Source organism: Streptomyces sp. NPDC052299 (assembly GCF_040679335.1).
Lineage (GTDB): Bacteria > Actinomycetota > Actinomycetes > Streptomycetales > Streptomycetaceae > Streptomyces.
Map to the genome: position 1 here is coordinate 43,368 of NZ_JBFAUP010000012.1, position 20,182 is coordinate 63,549.

Annotated in this window: 14 protein-coding genes; 10 read left to right on the plus strand and 4 right to left on the minus strand. The window is 71.8% G+C overall.

All coding sequences use genetic code 11. The features are described 5' to 3' along the window. The first annotated feature begins 196 nt into the window (after nt 1-196). From AB0L33_RS21150 to AB0L33_RS21175, 6 genes are all read left to right on the plus strand, one after another. On the plus strand, nt 197-1,180 hold the full coding sequence (locus AB0L33_RS21150) for an ABC transporter permease (protein WP_365683600.1): 984 nt from the start codon (nt 197-199) through the stop codon (nt 1,178-1,180). Nucleotide 1,181: 1 nt separating this feature from the next. After that, complete coding sequence (locus AB0L33_RS21155; RefSeq protein ID WP_365683602.1) at nt 1,182-2,102, plus strand: ABC transporter permease; 921 nt, start codon at nt 1,182-1,184, stop codon at nt 2,100-2,102. Then, nucleotides 2,099-4,189: an ABC transporter ATP-binding protein gene (locus AB0L33_RS21160; protein WP_365683604.1), complete on the plus strand. Its 2,091-nt coding sequence runs from the start codon at nt 2,099-2,101 to the stop codon at nt 4,187-4,189. The genes AB0L33_RS21155 and AB0L33_RS21160 overlap by 4 nt, the downstream gene beginning before the upstream one ends. A gap of 64 nt (nt 4,190-4,253) precedes the next feature. Next, a complete protein-coding gene (locus AB0L33_RS21165) occupies nt 4,254-5,918 on the plus strand; it encodes an ABC transporter family substrate-binding protein (RefSeq protein ID WP_365683954.1) in 1,665 nt (554 codons plus the stop codon). A 268-nt stretch (nt 5,919-6,186) separates the two neighbouring features. Further along, a complete protein-coding gene (locus AB0L33_RS21170; RefSeq protein WP_365683606.1) occupies nt 6,187-7,467 on the plus strand; it encodes a lectin in 1,281 nt (426 codons plus the stop codon). A 47-nt stretch (nt 7,468-7,514) separates the two neighbouring features. Then, nucleotides 7,515-8,357 (plus strand): inositol monophosphatase family protein, encoded by an 843-nt coding sequence (locus AB0L33_RS21175; protein WP_365683608.1) that lies wholly within the window; start codon nt 7,515-7,517, stop codon nt 8,355-8,357. Here the strand turns inward: AB0L33_RS21175 and AB0L33_RS21180 are convergent. Then, the gene (locus AB0L33_RS21180) at nt 8,343-9,188 is read right to left on the minus strand and encodes an SDR family NAD(P)-dependent oxidoreductase (protein ID WP_365683610.1); all 846 of its coding nucleotides are present in this window, start codon (nt 9,186-9,188) and stop codon (nt 8,343-8,345) included. The two genes, AB0L33_RS21175 and AB0L33_RS21180, sit on opposite strands and share 15 nt — an antisense overlap. A gap of 90 nt (nt 9,189-9,278) precedes the next feature. Between AB0L33_RS21180 and AB0L33_RS21185 the strand changes: the two genes are divergently transcribed. After that, nucleotides 9,279-9,710, plus strand: coding sequence for a MarR family transcriptional regulator (locus AB0L33_RS21185; protein WP_365683612.1), 432 nt, complete (start codon nt 9,279-9,281; stop codon nt 9,708-9,710). A gap of 6 nt (nt 9,711-9,716) precedes the next feature. Here AB0L33_RS21185 and AB0L33_RS21190 read toward each other — a convergent pair whose 3' ends face one another. Next, nucleotides 9,717-10,520, minus strand: coding sequence for a nucleotidyltransferase domain-containing protein (locus AB0L33_RS21190; protein WP_365683956.1), 804 nt, complete (start codon nt 10,518-10,520; stop codon nt 9,717-9,719). Nucleotides 10,521-10,646: 126 nt separating this feature from the next. On the opposite strand from AB0L33_RS21190, the gene AB0L33_RS21195 reads away from it, so the two are divergent. Further along, nucleotides 10,647-12,083 (plus strand): NAD(P)/FAD-dependent oxidoreductase, encoded by a 1,437-nt coding sequence (locus AB0L33_RS21195; protein WP_365683614.1) that lies wholly within the window; start codon nt 10,647-10,649, stop codon nt 12,081-12,083. Nucleotides 12,084-12,089: 6 nt separating this feature from the next. Here the strand turns inward: AB0L33_RS21195 and AB0L33_RS21200 are convergent, their stop codons facing one another. Continuing rightward, on the minus strand, nt 12,090-13,112 hold the full coding sequence (locus AB0L33_RS21200; protein ID WP_365683616.1) for a DUF389 domain-containing protein: 1,023 nt from the start codon (nt 13,110-13,112) through the stop codon (nt 12,090-12,092). Nucleotides 13,113-13,116: 4 nt separating this feature from the next. After that, complete coding sequence (locus AB0L33_RS21205; RefSeq protein WP_365683619.1) at nt 13,117-14,430, minus strand: hypothetical protein; 1,314 nt, start codon at nt 14,428-14,430, stop codon at nt 13,117-13,119. Between the two features lie 247 nt (nt 14,431-14,677). Between AB0L33_RS21205 and AB0L33_RS21210 the strand changes: the two genes are divergently transcribed. Further along, on the plus strand, nt 14,678-17,236 hold the full coding sequence (locus AB0L33_RS21210; protein WP_365683621.1) for a S8 family serine peptidase: 2,559 nt from the start codon (nt 14,678-14,680) through the stop codon (nt 17,234-17,236). After that, complete coding sequence (locus tag AB0L33_RS21215) at nt 17,236-20,133, plus strand: WD40 repeat domain-containing protein (RefSeq protein ID WP_365683623.1); 2,898 nt, start codon at nt 17,236-17,238, stop codon at nt 20,131-20,133. Before AB0L33_RS21210 ends, AB0L33_RS21215 begins: the two co-directional genes overlap by 1 nt. Nucleotides 20,134-20,182 lie beyond the last annotated feature (49 nt).

Below are 20,182 nucleotides of genomic sequence, written 5' to 3' on the forward strand. Positions count from 1 at the left end.
TTTGCTACGGCGGTATTGCGAGGTCGTGGCGGGACCGGCCCGGGCCTGGTGCCGGCACCCGACCGCCGACCAGACTGAAGGTCGCACGTTCGTGCACACGTTCCCCGACCCCCCAGAAAGCACCACCGCGCATGCAAACGCCCCCCAGACCCTGCGCCCCCACGGCGCACCCCCTGTGCGCGAGGAGGTGCCACCCGTGCTGCGCCATGTGACGCGCAAGGCGGCGGGCTGGCTCCTGATGATCGTGGTGGCGACCAACGCCACCTACTTCCTGGCCAGTTGGTTCCTGGACCCCCGGTCGAACTTCAAGGAACTGCGGCCCGTCCGCACCGAGGCCCAGATCGACCGGGCGCTCGCGCCGTACAACCTGGACCCGTCGGTGCCGCTCGTGCAGCGGTGGTGGGACTGGCTCACCGCCGTCGTCACCCGCTTCGACTGGGGCACGTCGCCCACCGGCGTCTCCGTCAACGGCGAGATCGGCTACCGCTCGCTCGTCAGCGCCGAACTGGTCGTCATGGCGACGCTCCTGTCCGTCCTCATCGGCGTCACGCTGGGCGTCTACACGGCGTCCCGGCAGTACGGCTGGGCGGACCGGGTCTCGCAGGCCGTCTCCATCGCCGTGTTCAACGTCCCCACCTCGGTCGCCGCGCTCGCCGTGGTCTTCGTCGCGATCTGGCTCAACCAGCATGCCGGGCTGCACTTCCTCTACGTCGCGGGCGAGAACTCGCCGAACGTCGAAGGGCTGCTCCCCACCATCGGCGACCGCGTGCTCCACCTGATCCTGCCCACCCTCACCCTGACCCTGATGGGCTACGTGGGCTACCACCTGACCCAGCGTTCGCTGCTGCTCGACACCCTCAACGCCGACTACGTCCGCACCGCCCGGGCCACCGGACTCACCCGCGCCAAGGCGATCCGCAGGCACGCCCTGCGCACCGCGCTCATCCCGACGGCGACCTCGGTGGCGTTCAGCATCCCGGCGATCTTCACGGGCGCCGTCATCACCGAGACGATCTTCGGCTGGAACGGCATGGGCCGCTACTTCATCCAGACCATCAGCAAGAACGACATCCACGGCACCGTCGCCACGGCCGCCTTCGCCGCCGCCCTGACCGCGATCGGCGCGATCCTCGCGGACATCGCCACCGTCTTCCTCGACCCGCGCGTGAGGGTGAGCTGACATGGCCGTACCACCGACCGCACTCATCGAGCCCGCTCCGGCGGCCCCCCGGCACACCGGCTCCGGACTCTTCCGGCTCTACGCGCGGCGATTCCTGCGCAACCGGCTCGCCGTCGCCGGTGTGGCGATCTTCGTCCTGCTCGTGCTGTTCAGCCTCTTCGGCGGGCTCCTCACCCCGTACGCGTACTCGGACGCGGACTTCGCCGCGCTCACCCAGCCACCGAGCACCACCCACTGGTTCGGCACGAACCAGGGCGGCAACGACATCTACGCCTCCGCCGTGCACGGTCTGCGCCGTTCCCTGGTCATCGCGGTCAGCGTCTCCGTCCTGACCGTCGTCGTCGCCGCGGTCATCGGCTCCAGCGCCGCGTACTTCGGCGGCCGGGTGGAGAAGGCGACCCTCGCCGTCATCCACTTCCTGCTGGTCGTCCCCTCCTTCCTCATCCTCGCCCTGGTCTCCCACCGGCTCGCCGGTGACTGGCGGGTCCTCATCGTCGTCCTGACGGTGTTCGGCTGGATGTCCACGGCGCGGGTCATCTGGTCCGTCTCGACCTCGTTGCGGGAGCGGGACTACATCACGGCCGCCGAGTTCATGGGGGTGAGCCCGGCCCGCATCATCCTGCGCCACATCATCCCCAACCTCGGCTCCCTGCTCATCGTCAACCTGACCCTGGGCGTCGTGGCGACCGTCCTCAGCGAGACCGCGCTGTCCTTCCTCGGCTTCGGCGTCCAGACCCCGGACGTCTCGCTCGGCACGATGCTCGCCGACGGCGCGAACACCGTCACCAGCGCGCCCTGGCTGTTCGCCTTCCCGGCGGGCTTGGTGGTCCTGCTCACCGTCTCGATGACCTTCGTCGGCGACGGGCTGCGCGACGCCCTCGACCCCACGTCCACGACTGGTGCGGCAGGAGGCCGACGATGACCCTCGCGACGACCCTGCCCGCCACCCCGCCGCCCGGCGACGCCGTCACCCCGGTCCTCTCGGTGCGCGACCTGCACATCACCTTCCCGTCCGAGGCGGGCCCCGTGGAGGCGGTGCGCGGCATCGGCTTCGACCTGCTGCCCGGCCGCACCCTGGGCATCGTCGGCGAGTCCGGCTCCGGCAAGTCCGCCACTGCCATGGGCATCATGGGCCTCCTCCCGCCCACCGCCGCCACCGGCGGCCAGGTGCTCCTCGGTGGACGGGACCTGGTCGGCCTCACCGACAAGGAGCTGTCCGCGATACGCGGCGACTCCATCGGGATGGTCTTCCAGGACCCGCTCTCCGCGCTCACCCCGATCTTCACCGTGGGCCGGCTGCTCTCCGACGCCCTGCGCGTCCACCAGGACCTGACCAAGCGGGCCGCCTGGGAACAGGCCGTCCAGCTCCTCGACCTCGTCGGCATCCCGGACCCGCGCGCCCGCGCCGGCTCCTTCCCGCACGAGTTCTCCGGCGGCATGCGCCAGCGCGTCGTCATCGCGATGGCCATCGCCAACAAGCCGTCCGTCCTGGTCGCCGACGAACCGACCACCGCGCTCGACGTCACCGTCCAGGCCCAGATCCTGGACGTGCTCCGCCTCGCGCAGCAGGAGACCGGCGCCGGACTCGTCCTCATCACCCACGACCTCGGAGTCGTCGCGGGCCACGCGGACGACGTGGCCGTCATGTACGCGGGCAGGTTCGTGGAACGGGCGGGCGTGGACGAGCTGTTCGCGCGGCCCGTGATGCCGTACACCGCGCGCCTGCTCGCCGCCGTGCCCACCGTGGACAGCGGCGTACGGCGCCCGCTCGTCCCGATCGGCGGCGAACCGCCCGCCCTGACGGACCTCCCGGCCGGCTGCCCCTTCGCGAGCCGGTGCGCCGTCGCGCTCGATGCCTGCCGCACCGACGAGCCCGCCCTGCGCACGGTCACCGGGCACGGGGACGTGGCCTGCCTGCGCGCTGACGAGATCGCCGCCGGGTCGCTCGATCCGGCGGCCGGAGCGGAGGCGGGCGGGCTCTCCGGGCCTTCCGGACACGACGCGTCCGCCGGGGAGGTCGTGCTCCGGGTCGAGGACCTGGTGAAGACCTTCCCGGTCACCAAGGGGGCCGTCCTCAAACGCCGCGTCGGCACGCTGCGCGCGGTCAACGGGGTCGGTTTCGAGCTGCGGTCCGGGGAGACCCTGGGCCTGGTGGGGGAGTCGGGCAGCGGCAAGACCACCACGCTGCTGGAGATCCTGCGGCTGAAGCGGCCCGAGGGCGGCCGGATCGAGATCGCCGGAACCGAGGTCGGCTCCGCCGAATCAGCGGCCCGGCTGAGGGAGTTGCGCCGGGACGTCCAGATCGTGATGCAGGACCCGATGGGCGCGCTCGACCCGAGGCTGCCGGTCTCCGAACTGCTCGCCGAACCCCTGCGCGCGATCGGCCGGGACCGCGCGTCCACCCGCGCCCGGGTCCGCGAACTCCTCGCCCTGGTCGGCCTGGACGAGGCGGTGAGCGACCGCTTCCCGGCCGCGCTCTCCGGCGGGCAGCGCCAGCGCGTCGGGATCGCCCGGGCCCTCGCGACCGAGCCGAAGCTGCTCGTGCTGGACGAACCGCTCTCCGCGCTGGACGTCTCCGTGCAGGCGGGCGTGCTCAACCTGCTGGCCCGGCTCAAGCGCGAACTCGGCCTGGCCTACCTGGTGGTGGCCCACGACCTGGCCGTCGTCCGGTACGTCTCCGACCGGATCGCGGTGATGTACCTGGGCCACATCGTGGAGACCGGGGACACCGAGTCGCTGTTCGCCGACCCCAGGCACCCGTACACCAAGGCCCTGCTGTCCGCGATCCCGGTCCCCGATCCGGGGCGCGAACGCACCCGTGAACGCGTGGTGCTGGAGGGCGAACAGCCGAGCGCCGCCCGGCTGCCGGCGGGCTGCGTCTTCGTGGACCGCTGCCCGCTGTACCGGCTGGCCGGCGAGGAGGTGCGCGAGCGCTGTCGCACCGAACGGCCCGCGCCGACCGGGGTGGCAGGCCGCCCCGGCCACACGTACTCCTGTCACGCCGCCTGAGGCACCCCCCTTCCCCACCCCCCTGAAGCAGAAGGAACACTCCGCCATGCGCGCAAGACTGGCCATGCCCGTCGCCCTGATCGCCGCCGTCTCCGTCGCCGCCACCGCGTGCCAGTCCTCCGGCGGGAGCGACGGCTCCGACGGGGGCGGGAAGGACGCGCCCAAGGCCGCGTCGGCCGCCGTCGACTACAACCCGCAGCCCTACGAGAACATCAAGGACGGCGGCACGTACACCACCGTCGGCACCTTCGACGACCAGGGCAACCCCTTCAACGTCAATGCCACGCTGACCGCCTCCCGGGTGTGGGGGTGGTACAACGCCGACGCGATCACGTACTCGCCGACCGGCGACGTGCAGTACAACAAGGACTACTACAGCGATGTGAAGGTGACCGTCGACGGCGGGAACCAGAAGGTCGTCCTGACGATCAACCCGAAGGCCGTGTTCAACGACGGCACGCCCATCGACTGGCGGGCCATCGAGGCCACCTGGAAGGCCAACAACGGCTCGGACAAGGACTTCGCGGCCTCCTCCACGGACGGCTACGACCAGATCACCTCGGTCGCGAAGGGGAAGGACGCCAAGCAGGCCGTCATCACCTTCAAGGGCGTCAACGCCTCCTGGTCCACGCTGTTCACGACCTTCCTGCACCCGAAGGCGGCGACGGTCGAGAACTTCAACAAGGCGTACGTGAAGAAGGCCCACCCCGAGTGGGGCGCGGGACCCTACACCGTCGGCAAGTGGGACACCCACTCGGGCAACATCACCTTCGTCCGCAACCCCAAGTGGTGGGGCAGGAAGGGCAAGCTGGACAAGCGGGTCTACGTCAACCTGGAGTCCACGGCGGCCGTCAACGCCTTCAAGAACGGACAGCTCGACTACACCTCCGCCGTCGACGCGGAGAGCCTGAAGCAGGTCAAGGGCCTCAAGGGCACCGAGATCCGCAGCGGCGGGAGCCCCTTCGAGTACTCCCTGTACTTCAACACCAAGTCGGCCGTCCTCTCCGAGAAGGCCGTCCGCAAGGCGATCCAGCAGAGCGTCGACCGCGCCCAGATCGCGAAGATCCAGTTCCAGGGCCTCGACTACAAGGAGCCGCTGCCCGGCTCGGCGGTGCTCTACAGCTTCCAGAAGGGGTACGAGGACAATCTGTCGGCCGTCCTCAGCTACGACCCCGCCGAGGCGAAGAAGACGCTGGAGGCGGCCGGCTGGAAGGCCGGTCCGGACGGTGTCCGCGTCAAGAACGGCAGGAAGCTGGACGTGGGCTACACCCTCCTGGGCGACGACCCGCTGGGCAAGGCCACCGCCGGGGCCCTCGCCGCGATGCTGAAGCCGGCCGGCATCCACCTCGACATCAGGAAGGGCGACGACGCGGACTTCGCCAAGACCATCAGCGAGCGCCGGTTCGACCTGTTCCTGTCGGGCAACCGCTCCATGGACCCGTTCGGCGCCCGCTATCTGTGCGACTTCTACTGCTCGGACCGGGACTCCAACATCACCGGCTCCGGCAACCCGGCCCTCGACAAGGAGATCCGCGCCACCACGGAGATCGCCGACCTGGACGAGCAGACGGCTGCGGTGAACAAGGTCGAGAAGAAGGCGCTCCAGGAGTACGCCTTCCTGCCGCTGTTCAGCGGGCCCTCCACGTACGGCGTGAAGAAGGGCCTCGCCAACGTCGGCGCGACGATCTTCTACACCCCGCTGCCGGAGACGGTCGGCTGGCAGAAGTGACGCCCGGCGCCACCGTGCGCCGAACCGGCCGCCCGCGGACATGTTCCCCGTGTCCGCGGGCCGTTGGCGTGTCCGGGTCCCGTTTCCGGCTTCGACTTCTATGGTCCGTACCAAACTCTTGACACCGGCTTTCTTCACTTCTTAAATCACGTAGCGAACCAAGTGCCCCCATGCCCGCTCCACCGGGCGTGCTCGACCTGTCATGCGCATGACCTATGTGCACGGCGGGGTTCCCCTTCCCTCCCCACACACACCGGAAGGGAGAGTCATGGACTCCCCACGCCTTTCGCGGCGCCTGCTGCGTTCCGTACTCCCGGCGCTCGCCCTCGCCCTGGCCACCGCGGGACTGGCCGGGACCGGCGGCCACGCCCCGGCGGACACCGCGCCGATGTCGCAGGCCGCGGCGACCGCCACGACGACGTTCTCCGACGAGTTCGACGGCGCGGCCGGTTCGGCCGTGGACGGCAGCAAGTGGCAGATCGAGACCGGCGACAACGTCAACAACCACGAGCGGCAGTACTACACCTCCGGCAACAAGAACGCCGCGCTGGACGGACAGGGTCATCTGGTCATCACCGCCCGCAAGGAGAACCCCTCCAACTACCAGTGCTGGTACGGCACCTGTCAGTACACCTCGGCGCGGCTGAACACCTCCGGCAAGTTCACCCAGGCCTACGGGCACGTCGAGGCCCGCATGAAGATCCCGCGCGGCCAGGGCATGTGGCCCGCCTTCTGGATGCTCGGCAGCGACATCGGACAGGTCGGCTGGCCCAACTCAGGCGAGATCGACATCATGGAGAACGTCGGCTTCGAGCCCTCCACCGTCCACGGCACCCTGCACGGACCCGGCTACTCCGGCTCCGGCGGCATCGGCGCGGGCTACACCCTGCCGAACGGCCAGGCGTTCGCCGACGCCTTCCACACCTTCGCCGTCGACTGGGCCCCCGACTCCATCACCTGGTCCGTCGACGGAAACGTCTACCAGCACCGCACCCCGGCCGACACCAACGGCAACGCCTGGGCCTTCAACAAGCCCTTCTTCCTCATCCTCAACCTGGCCGTGGGCGGCTACTGGCCCGGCGACCCCGACGGGAGCACCCCCTTCCCCGGCCAGCTCGTCGTCGACCACGTCCGCGTCACCACCAACGACAGCCAGCCCCCCGCCACCGGCGGCCGGATCACCGGGCTCGCCGGGAAGTGCGTGGACGTGGCGGCCGCCAACACGGCCAACGGCACCCCGGTCCAGCTCTACGACTGCAACGGCACCGCCGCCCAGCAGTGGACCGTGGGCTCGGACGGCACGATCCGGGCGCTCGGCAAGTGCCTCGACGTGGCCTCCGGCGGCACGGCCGACGGCACCCCGGTCCAGCTCTGGGACTGCAACGGATCGGCCGCGCAGAAGTGGGCGGTCAGCGGGGCCCGCGACATCGTGAACCCCCAGGCGAACAAGTGCCTGGACGTCACGGGCAACAACTCCGCCAACGGCACCCGGCTGCAGATCTGGACCTGCGCGGGAACGGCCAACCAGAAGTGGACGGTCAACGGCTGACCGGCCCGGCCCTCCGGAGTCCCGGGCGCACATGATTGGCTGGGGGCATGATCGATGCCTTCCTCGCCGGTGACCTGACCGACATCGAGGCGGCGGTCCGCGCAGCGGCCGCCGCCGAGATCATGCCCCGCTTCCGGCAGCTCGCCGCCCACGAGGTGGTCGAGAAGAACGGTCCGCACGACCTCGTCACCGTCGCGGACCGGCGCGCCGAGGAACACCTCACCGCCTCCCTCGTACGGCTCCTGCCCGGCTCGGTCGTCGTCGGCGAGGAGGCCGTCCACGCCGACCCGAAGGTGTACGGCGCGCTGGGCGGTGACGCGCCCGTATGGATCGTGGACCCGGTCGACGGCACCCGCCAGTTCGTCCGCGGCGAGCCCGGCTTCTGCACCCTGGTGGCCCTCGCCCACCGGGGCGAGCTGCTGGCCTCCTGGACGTACGCGCCGGTTCCCGACGAGATGGCCGTCGCGGTCCGGGGCCGGGGGGCGACTCTCGACGGCGCCGAGATCCGGTCGGGCTCGCCCGCCCCCGGTGCCGTACTGAACGTGGCGATGTCGCACCCCGACTACACCACCGACGAGCAGAAGCGCGCTCTCCGGGGCCTGTACACCGAAGGGTTCGCCGCCCTGCGGCCCTGCGGCTCGGCCGGCCTCGAATACCTGGCCGTCGCCCGTGGCGAGGTCGACGCGCTGGTCTACGACTGGGAGTACGCCTGGGACCACGCGGCGGGCCTCCTCCTGGTCGCCGAGGCGGGCGGCGCGCAGGCCACGCTGTCCGGCGAGCCGTTCCGCATCACCGGGGGCAACGCCCTCCCCTTCACCGCCACCCGCGACCGCGCGACCGCCGACCGCGTCCTGGCGGCGCTGCGGGAAGGCCGCTCAGAGGCCCAGTAGCTCCCGGGTCAGCGCGATGAGCCGCTTGCGGGCCTCGGGGGCGTACGCCTGGTCGTGCGCCCGCGCGTCCGTGAACCGGTCGAAGTAGCGGCCGGTGACGCCCGTGAGCGCCGGGTCGGTGATCAGCCGCACCGCCGGGCGCACCCCCTCCTCGACGGAGACGGCCGGCGTCAGCCCGTACGCGCGCACCCCCTCGGTGTCCATCAGATGGGCCGGGTGGAGCGCGTTGACGGTGACACCGGTGCCGGCCGTCTCCTCCTCGGCCAGCCCGAACGTCGCCATGATCATCGCGAGCTTGCTCCGGCAGTAAGCCTCCAGGCCCTCGTAGCCGCGCTCCATCATGAGGTCGTCCGGATCCACCGGGCGCTGCCCCATCGAGGCCACCTGGACCACCCGCGCGGGCGCCGAGGCCGCGAGCAGCGGCAGCAGCTCCACGGTGAGCAGATACGGCGTCAGGTGATTGACGGTGAAGCGCAGTTCGTGGCCCTGCGCGCCGAACTCGCGGCGCAGTGGTTCGCTTCCGCCGCCCGCCACCGCGTTGTTGACGAGCGCGTCGAGCCGGGGTTCGGCCGCGCGGATCTCCGCCGCCATGGCCCGGACCTGGTCCAGGTCGGACAGGTCCGCGAGATAGGTGCGGACCTCGGCCCGGCCGGCCGAGAGCTCCCGCGCCTCGGCCGCCGCCCGGTCGAGCCGGGTGCGGTCGCGGCCGTGCAGGAGCAGCGTCGCGCCGCGCCCGGCCAGGTCGCGGGCGAGGTGGAGGCCGAGCCCCTGGGTGGCGCCGGTGACGAGGACGGTGCCGCTGAACGTGTCTGGTGCCGTGAAGGTATCCATGGCCTGAGTTATATCAAGCGCTTGATATATATTCCATGCTTGCCTTTCCTTCGGATGGTGCTGTATATCCGGCCCTGTACGCTCGCGACCATGGGAATGACCGCCGGTGAACGCCTCGGCCTGGACATCAAGCGCGCCGAGCAGGCCCTCATGGCGGCCAAGAGCGCCGCGCTCAAGGACGCGGACCTCACGGTCGCGCAGTACGCGGCGCTGCTCGCGCTCTCGGACAGCCCCGGGATCTCCGGCGCGGCGCTCGCACGGGCGTGCCTGGTGACCCCCCAGGCCATGGCGGGCGTGCTCAAGCACCTGGAGGAGCGCGGCCTGATCGCCAGGTCCGCGCACCCCTACCACCAGAAGATGCTGGAGACCCGGCTGACGGACGCCGGGGCGGCGGCCCTGCGGAGCGCCGACGAGCGCGCGGTCCGCATCGAACGCCGCATCGCGGACGCGCTCACTCCCCGGGAACGCGACACCCTGCGCGACCTGCTGGCCCGCTGTGTCACCGCGATCCGCGCGGACTGAGCCCGCTCAGGACGTGGCGGCCAGGACCTCGCGCGCCTCGCGTACGAGTTCCGCCGCCGTCTCCACGGCCGCCGGGTCCAGGCCCCGCAGTGCCGCGTCCACCCGGTCCGCGAAGCCGGGCGGGGTCCCGGGCAGGGCGGCGGTCGCCGCGAGCGCGCCCTTCTCGTTGAGGCACCAGGTGCGGTGGTGGGCGTGGAGCGACTGGGCGAGGATGCCGAAGGCCCGGGACAGGCAGAGCGAGACGTGCAGCCGGTCGCCCGCCCGGGCGGACTTGCGGGCCGCCGCGACCGAGAAGTCGGCCTCCCAGGCCGCATCGGTCAGCGCCCTGCGCAGCGGCTCCGGGTAGACCGAGGTCTGCTCCTGGAGGGCCGTCAACTCGCCGCCCGGATCGGAGAGTACGCGCCCGAGCGCGACCTCTCCCGGGTATGCGGGCGACCAGAAGCCCAGCGGATGGCCGGGCTGGACGCCCACCTCGTAGCGGCCCTCCCGGCAGTCGGCCCAGACCGCCTCCACCCGGTCCACGTCGCGCAGGATCCAGTCGACCTGGACGCCGTCCACCCGCAGCCAGCCTCCCCCGTTCACCCACGGCCCCCAGCCGCCGGGACCGGTCACTTCGACCGGGGAGCCCTGGAAGGCGGTGGCCAGCGCGGACAGGGCGGCGGTGTCCGGCGTACCGCGGTAGTACACGCCCAGGTCCCAGTCGGAGTCCGGGCGGTGGGCGCCCCGGGCCCGGCTGCCGCCGAGCAGGACGGCCCGGATGCCGGGCAGCTGGGTGAGCCGGGTGGCCATCTCGGCGACCCGGGCGGTCATTCCGGAGCCGGCCGCGCCGGCGGGGTTCTCCGATGTCATCGGGCGAGGACACTACCCGCCCCCCGGCTGTCGGTGCCTGCGAATATCCTGGAGGCTCCGACCGTCGGCTGACAGAGGAGTCCGAAGGTGCCGTCGATGCTCGATGCGGTCGTGGTGGGCGCGGGCCCCAACGGACTGACCGCCGCAGTCGAACTGGCCCGCCGGGGCTTCGCCGTCCAGGTCTTCGAGGCCGGGCCCGCGGTCGGCGGCGGGGCGCGTACGGAGGAGCTGACGCTCCCCGGCTTCCGGCACGACCCCTGCTCGGCGGTGCACCCCCTGGCCATAGGCTCCCCGGCCTTCGACGCGATGCCCCTCGACCGGCACGGACTGGAATGGGTCCAGCCCGACCTGGCCCTCGCCCACCCCTTCCCCGACGGCAGCGCCGCCGTGCTCGCCGCCTCCGTGGGGGAGACGGCGATGTCGCTCGGCCCCGGGGACGCGGGCGCCTACCGCCGCCTCCTCGCCCCCTACCTCGGCCACTGGGACAGCCTCGCCCGGGACTTCCTGCGCACCCCGTGGGACGGGCTGCCCCAGGACCCGTACCGCTGGGCGCGGTTCGGGCTCGACGCCGTCCAGCCCGCCGCCCTGCTCTCCCGCCGCTTCCGGGGCGAGAAGGCGCGCGGCCTGATCGCCGGGCTCGCCGCGCACGCCATCGCGCCCACGAACGGCCTCGCCACCGGCGGCATCGCCCTGCTCTTCGCGCTCGCCGCGCACGAGCGGGGCTGGCCCGTTCCGCGCGGCGGCTCCCAGGCCATCTCCGATGCCCTCGCCTCGTACCTGCGGGAGCTGGGCGGCACCATCACCACCGGCACGGAGGTCAAGCGCCTGGACGAACTGCCGCCCGCCCGCGCCTACGTCTTCGACACCTCCCCGGCCGCCCTCGCCCGGATCGCCGGACTCGGCCGCGCCTACCAGGGGTACCGCTACGGCGCGTCCTGCTTCAAGATCGACTACGCGCTGTCGGGCCCGGTGCCCTGGACCGCCGAGGAGCCCCGCCGGGCCGGGACCGTGCACATCGGCCCCACCGCCGGCGAGATCGACGACGCCCTGCACCGGGCGGTCGACGGCCGCGACCCCCGCGTCCCCTTCCTCATCACCGCGCAGTCCAGCCTCGTCGACCCCTCCCGCGCCCCCGGGGGCAAGCACGTCTTCTGGGTGTACGGGCACGTCCCGGCGGGCTGGCAGGGCGACGCGACCGAGGTCATCGAACGGCAGCTGGAGCGGTTCGCCCCCGGCTTCCGCGACCTGGTCCTCGCCCGCGCGGTCGCCGGTCCGCCCGGCATCGCCGAGCGCAACGCGAACTACGTGGGCGGGGACATCGCCTGCGGCGCCTTCGCCGGCCTCCAGACCGTCATCCGCCCCAAACTGGCCCGCGTCCCCTACGCCACCGCGCACCCGGCGGTCTTCCTCTGCTCCTCCGCGACCCCGCCCGGCCCCGGGGTGCACGGCATGTCCGGACACCACGCGGCCAAGGCGGTCTGGCGGCGGCTGCGCGCTTCGGGGGAGCCGGGCCGCCGCCGCTGACGCGGATCAGCCGCTGCTTCCGCCCTTCCGTACCGTGCAGGTGTCCGTGTCGGCCGGGCACCAGTGCGTACGCCCGCCGACCAGATGGAGTTCGAGGTCGGCGTCCCGCATGCCGTGGTCGTCCAGCGCCTTGCGGAGCGCCGTCGGTGCGGGCTGCGGCGGCAGGCCGAGCACGCCGATGACGACGACGTTGTTGCGCGCCTCCACGGACGCGATCTGCCACTTCCCGGTCGCCGCCCACTTTTCGGCGACCGGCCGGGCGTCGGCGGCGAGCAGGCGGTCGTGGGCCACCCGGATCGTGCCGGTGGTGAGCGGTACGGCGACCAGCACGACGACACAGGCCACCGCCACGAGCGTCCGGCCCCGGAACTGCCCGACCCGCAGGTCCGCCTGCTCGGCGCCCGCCCGGACGCCGTACAGGAGGAAGACCACGGTGCCGGTGGCGACGATCGCGGCCACGTTGGTCGCGAACAGGAGCGCGGACTCCCCGGCGTCGTGGTAGCGGTGCACCGTCAGAAGCAGTCCCGTCACGGCCAGCGGCGGCACCAGGGAGATGGCGATGGCCACGCCCGGCAGGGTGTCCGAGATGTCGGCGCGCACCAGGGCGAACGCGCCGACCGTGCCGGTGGCCAGCGCGGCGAGCAGGTCGATCAGGCGCGGGCTGATCCGCGAGGACACCTGGCTGTTGGAGGCGAAGGCGTCCGGCGGGGCGGCGATCCATCCGAGCAGCATGCCGATCACCACCACGGCGACCGCGCCCCCGGTCACCAGCAGCAGACAGCGCACCACCTGACGGCGGCGGGCCAGCACCAGGGCCAGCGCGCAGCCGAGGATAGGCGTCATCAGCGGGGCGACGATCATCGCCCCGATCACCGTGGCCGTGGAGTCCCCGACCACCCCCGCGCTCGCGATGACGGCGGCCAGCACGAGCAGCCCCCAGAACCGGGTCGAGCCCGGACTGCGCACCCCGCGCTCGATGAACAGCGCGCCGGTCATCCTCCGGACCGCGTCGGCGTCGACTCCCGCCATCTCCTCAGCCCCTCTCCCGGGTGGGCCCGACGACCGGCTCCCGGTCCCCGGCCGCCAGGAACTCCACCACCGCCAGCAGGAACAGCAGACAGAGCGCGATCCCGACCACGACCCAGCCCGTCGGGTGCGCCCACACCAGGTAGACCACGAGCGCTCCCGCCACCAGCAGCCAGGCGAACCAGGCACGGAACCGGCGGACGAACGGGCCGACCGGACCGGTCCGCAGCCCCGCCCCGTCGGCCGTCGCCCGCACCGCGCCGATCCCCGACGTCCACAGCCCCCGGACGGTCGTCGCGCGGCGCCCCGGACCGGTGAGCCAGGCCGCCAGCGCGACCACGACCCCCAGGGCCACCACCATCCGTACCGTCGTCCCCAGGAACCGGGTCATCGCGTCGTAGACCGCGCCCGCCGCCCCCGGCGACACCCCGGCCGGCAGCGCGTCCAGATAGACCGCCCGGAAGACGCGCAGCCCGATGCCGAGCAGGCCCACGGCGACCGCGGCGCCGATGGCCCCCGCCACCAGCGACCGGCGCCGCCGCACCGAGAGCAGCACGCCCCCGGCGACCAGCAGGACGGCGATCGCGGCGAGCCAGTCGCCCAGGAACTGCAGCACCCGTACGTACGTCCTGACCTTGCCGACGTCCTCCGACCTGACGAGCGTGATGTCGGTGTGGACCTCCGGGATGCGCCCGGCCACCGCCATGCCCCGGTCCACCAACTGCTGCTTCACCTGGTCGATGACGGGGGCGAGGTCCAGCGTGACGGCGTCGTCGGTCAGTTCCACCGCACCGCCGCCCTTTCCGGTCAGCGCCTTGTCGACGGCCCGGTGCACCCGCCGGTTGCCCTCGGTCCACACCTTCTCGAAGGCGTCCGACGCGGCGACCGCGCGCGCCCGGTCGTGGACCAGGCTGCGCACGGCGTCCTCCAGCGAACCGCCGAGCCGCCCGAGCGCCTTCTCCAGCCGGGGCCGGTCCTCCGGCGACACACCGGACAGCAGCGCGGACAGGTCGATCCGGGTCATGAGCGCGTCGGTCACCCGGTCGGCCACGGCGTCCTGGACGGCCGGGTCGGAGGCGAGCGGGGCGACCGTGGCCACGTAACGGTCGGTGTCCCCGACCTGGTCCGATGCCCACGCGGCGACGACGGACAGCGGGGCCAGCAGAGAGCCGAGGACGATGAGGACGGCGGCGAGGAAGGACCGGCCCCGGTGCCGGGGCGGCCGGGTGCGCGCCTCCTCCAGCGCGGCCACCCGTCGCCGCAGGGCCTCGACCTCCGCGGCTGAGGAGCCGTCACTCGCCGTCGCGCCGCCGTCGTCCACCGCGCCTCCTGCCGGGTCCGTACTCCCTGACTGTCCAGGCAACGGCGACGGGCGGGCGCGCGCGAGCGGGGTTGCGCCGAACGGACAGGTCCGTGTGTAACGCGAGCCGTTCGCGGAAGTGGCCGAGAAGCGTCTCCGAACCGGTTCGAGCTGCGGAAACATGGCGCCGGACCGGCTTGTAATGCCCGAGTAACGCCGCCCTCCTAGCGTGCGGAATCCCCCGTACCGTTCCTGGAGGAGCATCCCGATGCACCTGTCCCGATCGCCCCGGCGGAGAACTGCCGCCTGGGCGGCAGCAGCGCTCACCGTCACGGGCCTGCTGATTGCCCCACCGACCGCCGCCGCGGCATCCGGCCCGACCGCCGCCCCGGTCGACTCCGCCCTGCTGAAGGCCGTGGAGAAGGGCGGCGAGAGCTCGTTCTTCGTCGTCCTCAAGGACAAGGCCGACCTCACGACCGCCAAGCGGGCGCACGGCCACGCCGCTCGCACCAAGTCGGCGTTCGACGAGCTCAAGGCGAAGGCCCACAAGAGCCAGCAGTCGCTGAACACCTTCCTCGACAAGAAGAAGGTGGGCCACCAGGACTTCTGGATCGCCAACGCGGTCAAGGTCACGGGGGACCAGGACCTCGTCGAACAGCTCGCGAAGCGCTCGGACGTCGAGCGCATCGTCAAGGAGCAGCACTACAAGCTGGACGACATCGAGTCGCAGCCCAGCGGCGCCCAGACCGAGGCGGCCGTGAAGGCCGCCACCGAGGCCCAGGCGGCGGAGGAAGGCACCCCCGAGTGGGGCGTCAAGGACATCAAGGCCGACCGGGTCTGGGACGACTACGAGGACCGCGGCGAGGGCATCGTCATCGCCAACGTCGACTCGGGCGTCCAGTACGACCACCCGGACCTGGTCGACAACTACCGGGGCAACAACGGCGACGGCTCGTTCACCCACGACTACAACTGGTACGACGCCAGTGGTGAGTGCCCGACCGACGCGCCCTGCGACAACAACGGCCACGGCACCCACACCATGGGCACGATGGTCGGCAAGAACGGCGTCGGCGTCGCCCCGAACGCGACCTGGATCGCCGCCAAGGGCTGCGAGACCGACGAGTGCGCGGACAGTTCGCTGCTCGCGGCCGGCCAGTGGATACTCGCCCCGACCGACGCACAGGGCAAGAACCCGCGCCCGGACCTCGCGCCGAACATCGTCAACAACTCCTGGGGCGGCGGCGACACGACGTTCTACCAGGACATCGTCGAGGCGTGGAACGCGGCCGGCATCTTCGAGGCGTTCGCCTCCGGCAACGACGGCGACGGCACGACCTGCTCCACCGGCCACGCGCCCGGCTCGCAGGCTCCCTCCTACGGCGTCGGTGCCTACGACTCCAGCGGCAAGATCGCCAACTTCTCCGGCTTCGGCCCGTCGCTCGTCGACGGCTCCATGAAGCCGAACATCTCCGCGCCGGGCGTCGACGTCCGCTCCACCTGGCCGGGCAACGCGTACAACACGATCTCCGGTACGTCGATGGCGACCCCGCACGTCGCGGGCTCGGTGGCCCTGCTGTGGTCCGCCGCCCCGTCGCTCATCGGCGACATCGACGCCACCCGCGCCCTGCTGAACGACGGCGCGACCGACGTGGACGACACGCACTGCGGCGGCACCGCCGACGCCAACAACGTCTGGGGCGAGGGCAAGCTCGACATCTTCGCCTCCGTCGACAAGGCCCCGCACACCGCCGCCACGATGACCGGCAAGGTCACCGACAAGGCCAGCGGCGCCGCCCTGACCGGCATCACGATCGAGGCCACCGGTGCCACCGGCACCCGCACGGTCAGCAGCATCTCCGGCGGCACCTACCGGCTGACGCTGGCCCCGGGCACGTACTCCTTCAAGCTCAGCGGCTACGGCTACGCCCCGGTCTCCGTCCCCGACGTCACGGTCACCACGGGCCAGGCCCTCGCCAAGGACTTCGCGCTCGACGCGGTCGCCGCGCACAAGGTCTCCGGCAAGGTCCTCGACGTCCAGGGCCGCCCGCTCGCCAAGGCCACCGTCCAGGTCACCGGCTCCCCGGTCGCCGCGGTCACCACCGCCACCGACGGCACGTACACCCTGCCGAAGGTCTCCGAGGGCAGCTACACCCTCACCGTGAGCCCGGCCGCCCCGGTCCTGTGCAACGGCATCTCGCGCGGCTCGCTGACCGTCGACGGCGACATGACGGCGGACGTGAAGCTGCCGAACCGCACCGACGCCTACGGCAACACCTGCTCGCCGGCCACCTACTCCTGGATCAAGGGCTCCACCAAGGTGGCGCTCACCGGTGACGAGGACGCCAAGACGGTCTCGCTGCCCTTCCCGGTCAAGCTCTACGGCGTCTCCTACACCAGCGCCTCGGTCACCACCAACGGCCTGGTCAACTTCATGGAGCCGCGCATCGGCGACTACGCCAACACCACGCTCCCCTCGGCGGCCCGCCCCAACGGCGCCGTCGCGGCCCTCTGGGACGACCTGGTCCTGGACAAGAAGTCCTCCGTGCAGACCGCGACCACCGGCTCGCAGGGAAACCGCTCCTTCGCCATCGTCTGGAACAACGCCGCCTACGCCGACGGCTCCACCGGCCGCGCCACCTTCGAGGCCGTCTTCGACGAGGCCACCGGCTCGGTCACCCTCCAGTACCAGTCCGTCGCCGACCGCGGGGCAGGTGCCACCGTCGGCATCGAGAACCAGACCGGTGACGACGCCCTCCAGTACTCCTTCGACCAGTCGGTCATCACCGCCGGCTCGGCCGTCCACATCGCGCAGGAAGACAAGTGATGAGAGCCCACAACTCGCGGCGCGCCCTGCGGCTCGCCTCCGGACTGGTCGCTGCCGGACTGGCCCTGACCGCCGCACCGCACGCCCTCGCCGCCGACACCGGCTCGGGCTCGGCCATGCGCCTGACGGACGCCCAGGCCGAGAAGCTGGCCGAGCGCATGGAGGTGGACCCGCAGGCCGGCGCCGCCGAGACGGACGCGGACCCGGCGGGTTCCGACTCGGGCACGGGCCCGACGGCTTCCACCGACGCCGCCGCCAACATCACGGTCAAGGACACGTCCAGGATCGAGAACGTGGCCGGCCTGGCTACCACGATGCCGGTCGGCAACACGCAGGGTGACTACATCACGCTGCACAGCAACGGCCATGCCGCCCGCACCACGGCCGACGGCACGGAGCAGTGGACCCGCTCCGTCGAGTCGCTGTACGCGGACTGGGGCGTCAGGCCGACACGTGTGTGGGAGAAGGAGATCTACCCCCCTCACGTGCAGATGAGCTACAACGCCGTCGGCCCGTTCACCCCCAACTCCGACCAGGGCTACGACTCCGGAGACCTGACCGGCGACGGTGTGCCCGACGTGGTCTTCACCGCCGACATGGGCATGAACCCGCCGGTCGGTGTGAGCATCCCGGGCACCACGCTGACCGCCGGCACCATGGTCACGATCCTCGACGGCGAGACCGGGAAGACGGTCTGGTCGAAGTTCTACACGTACGCGAGCCAGGTCAAGATCGTGGACGGTGCGCTGCTCGTCGCCGACTCGCCCGCGTACAACCCGGCCGCCCCGGCGGGCAGCACGGCGAAGTTGACCAGCACCCGGTTCGAGTACGCCGACGGCAAGCTCACCGAGGCCGGCACCTGGACGTACGACACCGGGGAGACGGGTCCGGCGACCTGGGGCGCCCTCCAGGACCTCGGCGGCGGCAAGGCCGCCGTGGCGTGGAACATCCGCAAGACCGCCACCACCGCCGCGAGCGGGCGCACCCTCGTCCTCGACATGAACGACGGCGCGGTGCAGTGGCAGACGGCCAGCTCCCTGTACGTGCGGCAACTGCGGGTGGACGAGAGCCGCGGGCAGCTCGTCGCCGTGGAGCAGTCCGACTACAGCGACGGGGTGCGCTACGAGCTCGTCGCCTACGACCTGTCGGACGGCCGCCGCACCACGCTCGACTCCCGCGTCAACGTGCTGCCCACCGCCCTCACGGTCGGCAACCTCCAGGGCAGCGGGGACGCCGAGTACGCGGTCGCCGAGTCGTCGCTGACGGACTCGCTGTTCGTGAACGCGAACACGATCCGCGTGCTGGACGGTGACGCCCCGCAGACCGCGCTGTGGCAGCACACCACCAAGCGCGACGCCTCGAACCCGGAGAACGGGCCGAGCACCTGGAAGCTCGACGTCGTCGCGAAAAATCTGGTCGCCGCCGCCTCGGACGACGCGAAGAGCGGGACCGCCGAGAACCCTGGCAGCCGCTTCGCCTCCCTGACGGTCTTCACCGGCAAGGGCAAGCTCAGCTGGCAGACGAAGGGCGCCACCGCGTCCCCCACCTTCCAGGACGTGTTCACGGACAAGAGCGGCCGGCACATCCGTGTCGTCGACACCGACCAGAACGTCCGCACCTACGCCTTCAAGGACGGCGGCCAGGAGCAGCTGACGCCGCTTCAGGGCCTCATGGCCTACGCGAAGACCGTCGACGTCGACGGCGACCAGAAGGACGACCTCGTGGAGGGCGGCACCTCCAACGGTGTCTTCGCCTACTCGGGCACCTCGCTGCTCGCGGGCAAGCCGAAGATGCTGTGGAGGGCGACGCTGCCCGGCGCGGTCCACCGCATCGAGACCGCCGACGTCACTGGGGACAAGACGCCCGAGATCGTCGTGGCCGCGGACAGCGCGGTCGTGGTCCTCGACTCGCGGACCGGTGCCGTCCTCAACACCATCGACGGCGGCGGCCAGTTCGTCCGCTCGGTGACCCTCGCGGACGTCGACGGTGACAACAAGGCCGACATCCTCGTCCCGACCGACGCACTGCGCGTCTACAAGGGCGACGGCAAGGCGCTCTGGACGTACGCCGCCCCGGACGGTTCGGGCGATGTCACGTTCTCCGACCCGTCGCTGGGTGACGGCAAGGTGTACGCGCAGTACACCAGCAAGGATTCGCTCCACCTGGACGCCCCCGCCATGCGGGCCGTGCAGTTGGACGCGAAGACCGGTGCGCTCGGCTGGGCCGCGGAGCCGGAGGCTCCGGCCGGCGCCCAGGACGGAAAGGTGCGCGCCGGCCTGCTCGACCACTCGGTGTACGCCTCGCCCGCGATCCCGTACGCCGATGGCCACGCCGTCGTCTACACCTGGGTCGTCTGGACGCCCACCGGCCTCAGCGGCGCCGACGCCATCAGCCCGCACAACGCGATGGAGATCCGCGACGGCCGCACGGGCAAGGTGCTGCACACTGCGGTCCTCGGCGGCCTGTGGACCCACAGCAACTACTTCGACGGGGACAACACCCTGCTCGCATCGGGCACCGCGGCGATCTACTCCTTCACCGCCGACGGTGACGCGGACAACCGCGTGTACACCATCCCGCCGGCTCAGTACGCGTCCTGGATCACCGCCCCGAATGGCGAAAAGGTGGTCGCAACCGGGGGTGAGGGCGGGGTCTACCTCTGGGACCCGGCCGTGCTGACCGGCGATCAGCAGTATCCCAGCTACCTCGGGAAGGCGCCCGCGGCCGGAGCTGCCCGCAACTACATCGTGGGCGACCTCGACGGGGACGGCAAGGAAGAGGCCGTCATGCTCAACTTCGACCACCGAGGCGTGAACCAGGCGGCGGAGCTGATCGGCGGCGGCTACTCGGTGCCCAACAACAGCACCCCCTACACGATCACTCTCAAGCTCTCCTGAGTCGGGCGGTCGCCCCGTCCGCCGCCCCCTCCGGCACTCGCCGGAGGGG

Coding starts and splice junctions, on each gene's coding strand:
- AB0L33_RS21155 (WP_365683602.1), top strand. CDS start 1,182: ATGGCCGTACCACCGACCGCACTCATCGAGCCCGCTCCGGCGGCCCCC.
- AB0L33_RS21190 (WP_365683956.1), bottom strand. CDS start 10,520: ATGACCGCCCGGGTCGCCGAGATGGCCACCCGGCTCACCCAGCTGCCC.
- AB0L33_RS21215 (WP_365683623.1), top strand. CDS start 17,236: ATGAGAGCCCACAACTCGCGGCGCGCCCTGCGGCTCGCCTCCGGACTG.
- AB0L33_RS21175 (WP_365683608.1), top strand. CDS start 7,515: ATGATCGATGCCTTCCTCGCCGGTGACCTGACCGACATCGAGGCGGCG.
- AB0L33_RS21200 (WP_365683616.1), bottom strand. CDS start 13,112: ATGGCGGGAGTCGACGCCGACGCGGTCCGGAGGATGACCGGCGCGCTG.
- AB0L33_RS21180 (WP_365683610.1), bottom strand. CDS start 9,188: ATGGATACCTTCACGGCACCAGACACGTTCAGCGGCACCGTCCTCGTC.
- AB0L33_RS21170 (WP_365683606.1), top strand. CDS start 6,187: ATGGACTCCCCACGCCTTTCGCGGCGCCTGCTGCGTTCCGTACTCCCG.
- AB0L33_RS21185 (WP_365683612.1), top strand. CDS start 9,279: ATGGGAATGACCGCCGGTGAACGCCTCGGCCTGGACATCAAGCGCGCC.
- AB0L33_RS21210 (WP_365683621.1), top strand. CDS start 14,678: ATGCACCTGTCCCGATCGCCCCGGCGGAGAACTGCCGCCTGGGCGGCA.
- AB0L33_RS21165 (WP_365683954.1), top strand. CDS start 4,254: ATGCCCGTCGCCCTGATCGCCGCCGTCTCCGTCGCCGCCACCGCGTGC.
- AB0L33_RS21160 (WP_365683604.1), top strand. CDS start 2,099: ATGACCCTCGCGACGACCCTGCCCGCCACCCCGCCGCCCGGCGACGCC.